This window comes from Streptomyces ossamyceticus (assembly GCF_001418475.1).
Classification (GTDB): Bacteria; Actinomycetota; Actinomycetes; order Streptomycetales; family Streptomycetaceae; genus Streptomyces; species Streptomyces ossamyceticus.
Genome location: NZ_LIQX01000300.1, coordinates 1 through 6,545 on the forward strand (window position 1 = coordinate 1; position 6,545 = coordinate 6,545).

General features: G+C 71.8%; 6 protein-coding genes. 1 reads left to right on the forward strand and 5 read right to left on the reverse strand.

Features of this window, described 5'->3' with window-relative positions; translation table 11 throughout:
• Positions 1–148 precede the first annotated feature (148 nt).
• The 5 genes from AOK15_RS22465 to AOK15_RS22485 all read right to left on the reverse strand — a co-directional run bounded on the left by AOK15_RS22465 (position 149) and on the right by AOK15_RS22485 (position 5,958).
• Positions 149–1,900 (reverse strand): bifunctional uroporphyrinogen-III C-methyltransferase/uroporphyrinogen-III synthase, encoded by a 1,752-nt coding sequence (locus AOK15_RS22465; RefSeq protein WP_079049455.1) that lies wholly within the window; start codon positions 1,898–1,900, stop codon positions 149–151.
• Positions 1,897–2,889: a hydroxymethylbilane synthase gene (gene hemC, locus AOK15_RS22470; RefSeq protein WP_055519704.1), complete on the reverse strand. Its 993-nt coding sequence runs from the start codon at positions 2,887–2,889 to the stop codon at positions 1,897–1,899. The genes AOK15_RS22465 and hemC overlap by 4 nt, the downstream gene beginning before the upstream one ends.
• Positions 2,886–4,610 carry a glutamyl-tRNA reductase gene (locus AOK15_RS22475; protein ID WP_055519706.1) on the reverse strand — a complete coding sequence of 575 codons (1,725 nt, stop codon included), beginning with the start codon at positions 4,608–4,610 and terminating at the stop codon, positions 2,886–2,888. The genes hemC and AOK15_RS22475 overlap by 4 nt, the downstream gene beginning before the upstream one ends.
• Positions 4,607–5,362, reverse strand: a complete 756-nt coding sequence (locus tag AOK15_RS22480) for a redox-sensing transcriptional repressor Rex (protein WP_055519708.1) — start codon at positions 5,360–5,362, stop codon at positions 4,607–4,609. Before AOK15_RS22480 ends, AOK15_RS22475 begins: the two co-directional genes overlap by 4 nt.
• A 317-nt stretch (positions 5,363–5,679) precedes the next feature.
• Complete coding sequence (locus tag AOK15_RS22485; protein ID WP_055519710.1) at positions 5,680–5,958, reverse strand: glutaredoxin family protein; 279 nt, start codon at positions 5,956–5,958, stop codon at positions 5,680–5,682.
• Positions 5,959–6,116: 158 nt separating this feature from the next.
• On the opposite strand from AOK15_RS22485, the gene AOK15_RS22490 reads away from it, so the two are divergent.
• A partial coding sequence (locus AOK15_RS22490) for a haloacid dehalogenase-like hydrolase (protein ID WP_240508550.1) occupies positions 6,117–6,545 on the forward strand: 429 nt, incomplete at its 3' end.

Here is a 6,545-nt window from a genome sequence, read left to right on the forward strand (position 1 = left end):
GGTCCCCGCCTCGCCCTCACCCCCACCGCCTGGGCGACCTTCCTCCCCTACGCCTCCGGCTGCTGACACGGCGACCACAAGAGAGGGGGCGGCGGTTCCAAGAACCGCCGCCCCTCCCGTACGCCCCGCACAACTACGACCAACCCGCTCAGGTCGTGTTCCGCCTCCGCCGAGCCCCCGGCCGCCGCTCGCTCGGCCGCGTCACCGGGTCCCCCGCCTCCAGCGCGGCCGCGCGGCGCCGCAGCCCGAAGTCGGCGAGCGCCTCCGCCAGCTTGTGCACGGACGGCTCAGGCGCCATCACGTCCACCCGCAGCCCGTGCTCCTCGGCGGTCTTCGCCGTCGCGGGCCCGATACAGGCGATCACGGTGACGTTGTGCGGCTTGCCGGCGATGCCGACCAGGTTCCGCACGGTGGACGACGACGTGAACAGCACGGCGTCGAAGCCACCGCCCTTGATCGCCTCACGGGTCTCGGCCGGCGGCGGCGAGGCCCGCACGGTCCGGTAGGCGGTCACGTCGTCGACCTCCCACCCGAGCTCGATCAGCCCGGCGACCAGCGTCTCCGTGGCGATGTCGGCCCGCGGCAGGAACACCCGGTCGATCGGGTCGAAGACCGGGTCGTACGGCGGCCAGTCCTCCAGCAGCCCGGCCGCGGACTGCTCACCGCTCGGCACCAGGTCCGGCTTCACCCCGAACGCGACCAGCGCCCTGGCGGTCTGCTCGCCCACCGCGGCGACCTTGATCCCCGCGAAGGCCCGCGCGTCGAGGCCGTACTCCTCGAACTTCTCCCGTACGGCCTTGACCGCGTTCACCGAGGTGAAGGCGATCCACTCGTACCGTCCGGTCACCAGACCCTTGACCGCGCGCTCCATCTGCTGCGGGGTGCGCGGCGGTTCGACGGCGATCGTCGGGACCTCGTGCGGCACGGCCCCGTAGGACCGCAGCTGGTCGGAGAGCGAGGCGGCCTGCTCCTTCGTGCGCGGCACGAGGACCCGCCAGCCGAACAGCGGCTTGCTCTCGAACCACGACAACTGGTCGCGCTGGGCCGCGGCGGAACGCTCACCGACCACGGCTATCACCGGCCGGCCGCCCTCCGGCGAGGGCAGCACCTTGGCCTGCTTCAGCACCTGCGCGATCGTGCCGAGCGTGGCGGTCCAGGTCCGCTGCCGGGTCGTCGTCCCGGCGACGGTGACGGTCAGCGGCGTATCGGGCTTGCGGCCGGCGGCGACCAGCTCACCGGCGGCGGCGGCCACGGTCTCCAGCGTCGCCGAGACCACGACGGTCCCGTCGGACGCGCCGACCTCGGTCCAGCACCGCTCGGACGCCGTGCGCGCGTCCACGAAGCGCACGTCCGCGCCCTGCGCGTCCCGCAGCGGCACACCCGCGTAGGCGGGCACTCCCACGGCGGCGGCCACACCGGGCACCACCTCGAACGGCACACCCGCGGCGGCGCACGCCAGCATCTCCCCGGTGGCGTAGGTGTCCAGGCCAGGGTCCCCGGACACCGCACGGACGACCCGCTTGCCGCCCCTCGCGGCCTCCATGACAAGATGTGCCGCATCCCGCACAGCGGGTGCACCAACGGTTGTCGACGCGCCGTCAACAACCGTCAGCTGAGGCGTGCCTGTGCCCGAAAACGTATCCGCTGAAGTAGCCGCGGAAGAGGCCGAGGGCGCCGCGGCCACGGGCGACGGCGGGCCCGTGTCGGTGTCCAGTACGGCGACGCCCGGACGGGCATGCGCGCGCACCACGTCGAGCACGTCGTGCTCGGCGACGAGGACGTCCGCGTTCGCCAGCGCCTCCACGGCGCGCAGGGTCAGCAGTCCCGGATCCCCGGGTCCGGCACCGAGGAAGGTGACGTGACCGTGGTCCGGACCGGCGGAAAGGGTGGTGGGGCTCAATGTGCTCGCTCCCCCATCAGACCGGCCGCGCCCTTGGCGAGCATCTCGGCCGCGAGTTCACGGCCGAGCGCCATTGCCTGGTCGTGCGTCTCGGGCACGGGACCGGTGGTGGACAGCTGCACCAGCGTCGAGCCGTCGGTCGTGCCGACGACGCCGCGCAGGCGCATCTCCTTGACAGTCTGCCCGTCGGCCAGAAGGTCGGCGAACGCACCCACCGGGGCGCTGCAACCGGCCTCCAGGGCGGCGAGCAGGGACCGCTCGGCGGTCACGGCGGCCCGTGTGTACGGGTCGTCGAGTTCGCCGAGCGCGGCGACCAGCGACGCGTTGTCCGCGACGCATTCGATCGCCAGTGCCCCCTGGCCGGGGGCGGGCAGAACGGTGTCGACCGAGAGGAAGTCGGTCGCCTCGTCGATCCGGCCGATCCGGTTCAGTCCGGCGGCGGCCAGCACGACGGCGTCCAGCTCACCCTTCCGCACATATCCGATCCGGGTGTCTACGTTCCCGCGGATCGGCACCGTCTCGATCGTCAGGCCGTGGCTGCGCGCGTACGCGTTCAGCTGGGCCATCCGCCGCGGCGAGCCGGTGCCGACGCGGGCGCCGTCCGGCAGCTGGGCGAAGGTCAGGCCGTCGCGGGCGACCAGCACGTCCCGCACGTCCTCGCGCACCGGCACGGCGGCCAGCGCCAGCTCGGCGGGCTGCGCGGTCGGCAGGTCCTTCAGGGAGTGCACGGCGAAGTCGACCTCGCCGCGCAGCAGCGCCTCCCGCAGCGCGGTGACGAAGACGCCCGTGCCGCCGATCTGCGCCAGATGCTCGCGCGAGACGTCGCCGTACGTCGTGATCTCCACGAGTTCGACGGGCCGCCCGGTCACCTGCCGGACCGCGTCCGCCACCAGCCCGGACTGGGCCATGGCGAGCTTGCTCCGCCTGGTCCCGAGCCGCAGCGGCCCATCGGCTCGACGCTGGGGCGCCTCACGTGCCTGCTCACTCATGATCGCCCTCGGTTCTCGGCGTTCTCTTGGCTGTCATCGGCCCGGGACACGGCGGCGACCGTCTCCTGGTCCAGGTCGAACAAGGTCCGCAGCGCGTCCGCGTACCCGGCGCCGCCGGGTTCGGCCGCGAGCTGCTTGACCCGTACGGTCGGCGCGTGCAGCAGCTTGTCCACGACGCGCCGCACGGTCTGGGTGATCTCGCCGCGGTGCTTGTCGTCGAGGCCGGGCAGCCGGCCCTCCAGGCGGGCGATCTCGCTCGCGACGACATCCGCGGCCATGGCGCGCAGCGCCACCACGGTGGGGGTGATGTGCGCGGCCCGTTGGGCGGCGCCGAAGGCGGCCACCTCGTCCGAAACGATCCTCCGCACCATGTCCACGTCGGCGGCCATCGGCGCGTCGGCGGAGGCCTCGGCGAGGGACTCGATGTCGACCAGGCGGACACCGGGCAGCCGGTGCGCGGCGGCGTCGATGTCCCGCGGCATGGCCAGGTCCAGCAGCGCGAGCACGGGCTCGGGCCGGGGCGCCTCGACGACCGGCTCGGGCCGGCGCAGTTCGGTGATCCGGCCGGTGACGGCGAAGGTCGCGGCGAGCGCGGCGATCAGCTCGGCGTCGGCGGCGGGCGTGCGGCGGGTGGCGGTGCGCCGGTCGACGGTCGCGTTGTCGACCCAGGCCGCGTGCTGCTCCAGCGTCGCCGCGTCCATCCCGGCAACCGCGGCCTCGCCGTGCACGGAGAAGCCTCCGCCCTGGACGGCGGGGAGGTCGAGCGGACAGTCCTCGTCGGTACCGATGGACGTCGGCGGCAGCACGGGCCGTATGTCGCCCCGCGTGTCCGCGCGGTGGTCGTGCCCGGCGGCGGCCGTGCCCTCGGGCACCCGCCCCTCGACGGCGGCGGCGACGGCGTCGGCGGTCAGGACCAGGCCCGTCGCACCGGTGCAGGAGACGACGACATCGGCACGTGTCAGCTCGGAAGGCACCGATTCCATCGGTACCGCGCGGGCCACCACGTCCGTTTCGCCCTTTTCGCCCTGCTCGCCGAGGATCTGCGCGAGCCGCTCGGCCCGGTCGTACGTCCGGTTGGCGACCACGATCTCGGCGACCCCGGCCCGCGCCAGCGTGGCGGCGGCCAGCGACGACATCGACCCGGCGCCGATCACGACGGCCCGCTTGCCCCGGGCCCACGCCTCGACGGCGCCACCGGCGGTGAACTGCTCCAGGCCGAAGGTCACCAGCGACTGCCCGGCCCGGTCGATCCCGGTCTCGGAGTGCGCCCGCTTGCCGACCCTGAGGGCCTGCTGGAACAGGTCGTTCAGCAGCCGCCCGGCGGTGTGCAACTCCTGCGCGCGGGCCAGCGCGTCCTTGATCTGCCCGAGGATCTGCCCCTCGCCGACGACCATGGAGTCCAGCCCGCAGGCCACCGAGAACAGATGGTGGACGGCCCGGTCCTCGTAGTGCACGTACAGATAGGGCGTCAGCTCGTCGAGGCCCACTCCGCTGTGCTGGGCGAGCAGCGTGGACAGCTCGGCGACACCGGCGTGGAACTTGTCGACGTCCGCGTAGAGCTCGATGCGGTTGCAGGTGGCGAGGACGGCGGCCTCGGTGGCCGGCTCGGCGGCCACCGTGTCCTGGAGCAACTTGATCTGCGCGTCCAGGGACAGCGCGGCCCGCTCCAGCACACTCACCGGAGCGCTGCGGTGACTCAGCCCGACGACCAGGAGACTCATGCCGGCATCACGGCGGGGACATCCCCGTCGGGCCCTTTCCCGGACTCCTTGGGAGCCAGCGGCACGGCCGCGGACTCGCCCGCGGCCTCCTCCCCGGCCTTGCGCTGCTCGTGGAAGGCGAGGATCTGCAGCTCGATCGAGAGATCCACCTTGCGTACGTCGACACCGTCCGGCACGGACAGGACGGTGGGCGCGAAGTTCAGGATGGACGTGACCCCGGCGGCGACGAGCCGGTCGCACACCTGCTGGGCGGCTCCGGCGGGGGTGGCGATCACGCCGATGGAGACCCCGTTGTCGTCGATGATCTTTTCCAGGTCGTCCGTGTGCTGCACCGGGATGCCCGCGACCGGCTTCCCCGCCATCGCCGGGTCGGCGTCTATCAGCGCGGCGACCCGGAACCCACGGGAGGCGAACCCTCCGTAGTTGGCGAGGGCGGCGCCGAGGTTACCGATACCGACGATCACGACCGGCCAGTCCTGGGTGAGGCCCAGCTCACGGGAGATCTGGTAGACGAGGTACTCGACGTCGTAGCCGACGCCCCGCGTCCCGTACGAACCGAGGTAGGAGAAATCCTTGCGGAGCTTCGCGGAGTTGACCCCCGCCGCGGCCGCCAGTTCCTCGGATGAAACGGTGGGTACCGAGCGCTCGGACAGCGCGGTCAGGGCACGGAGGTACAGCGGAAGCCTGGCGACGGTGGCCTCGGGAATCCCTCGGCTGCGGGTCGCCGGTCGGTGAGTTCGGCCAGTTGCCACGGTGCTCCTGCGGGTAGAGCGGGGCTGCGGGCGGTCATGCGTCCCCAGACCGCCCCGTCGACAGCAGGCTATGTCTTTGTGAACGCGTGCACAAAGATGGTGTCCGATTTGCCCGGCCAACGTGACCGGGGTCACGCACGCTCGACGCGCACGCGTGGAACCGGCACGGACGTGCCTTCGTTCCTCACGCGACGCCCAGCTCGGCGCCTTGTTCCACGGGGGCAAAACCGCACACTCTCCTCACGAATCCCGCCCCCGAGACCAATCAGCCCGTCGATCCTAAGCGACTTTCTGGACCACTTGGACTGGCCGGTCAGTCACATCTGTGTAAGGGCTTTGCGCAGACGCGCCTCGTCCACCCGCCAGAACGTGTGTTGCGCGCCGTCCACCAGTACGACCGGAATCTGCTCCCAGTACGCGCGGTGCAGCTCCTCGTCCTGGGTGATGTCCTTCTTCTCCCAGGGCACCCCGAGCTCCCCGCACACCTTCTCGATCACCGACTGTGCGTCATCGCACAGATGACACCCCGGCTTGCCGATCAGTGTGACGAGACGCTCCCCCGGATCACGCGACCGTCGCCGAAACATGGCACTCATGCCGCCATTGTCGCAGCGCAGGACGCGCCCGCTCGTCACCCGTCCCGCCCCCGGACACGCCGTACGGACCACCTCTTTAACGACAAGGTCGTGGAGAGTTCACACCTTGCCAACCTCTCGACTCCGGAACCGCCGAACAGACTGGCTATGCTCACGACATGGCCGCTCTAGGATGGCTCACTCCTCGTAGGCGCTCCGCCACGGCACGGAGTGTGTTGGCAGGCGAGGCCTCAGCCGAGGCCGCGCGCAAGTCCTCCCGGGAACTGGAGGACCTCGCTCCCGCGCCCGACACCCCTGCCGCCGAACCGGAGTTCCCGGTCCTCGGCGACGAGAAGGCCGCGGCCTTCTTCGACCTCGACAACACAGTCATGCAGGGCGCGTCGCTGTTCCACTTCGGCCGGGGCCTGTACAAGCGGAAGTTCTTCGAGACCCGCGACCTCGCCCGATTCGCCTGGCAGCAGGCGTGGTTCCGGCTCGCGGGCTCCGAGGACCCCGAGCACATGCAGGACGCCCAGAACTCCGCGCTCTCCATCGTCAAGGGCCACCGCGTCGCCGAACTGACCATCATCGGCGAGGAGATCTACGAC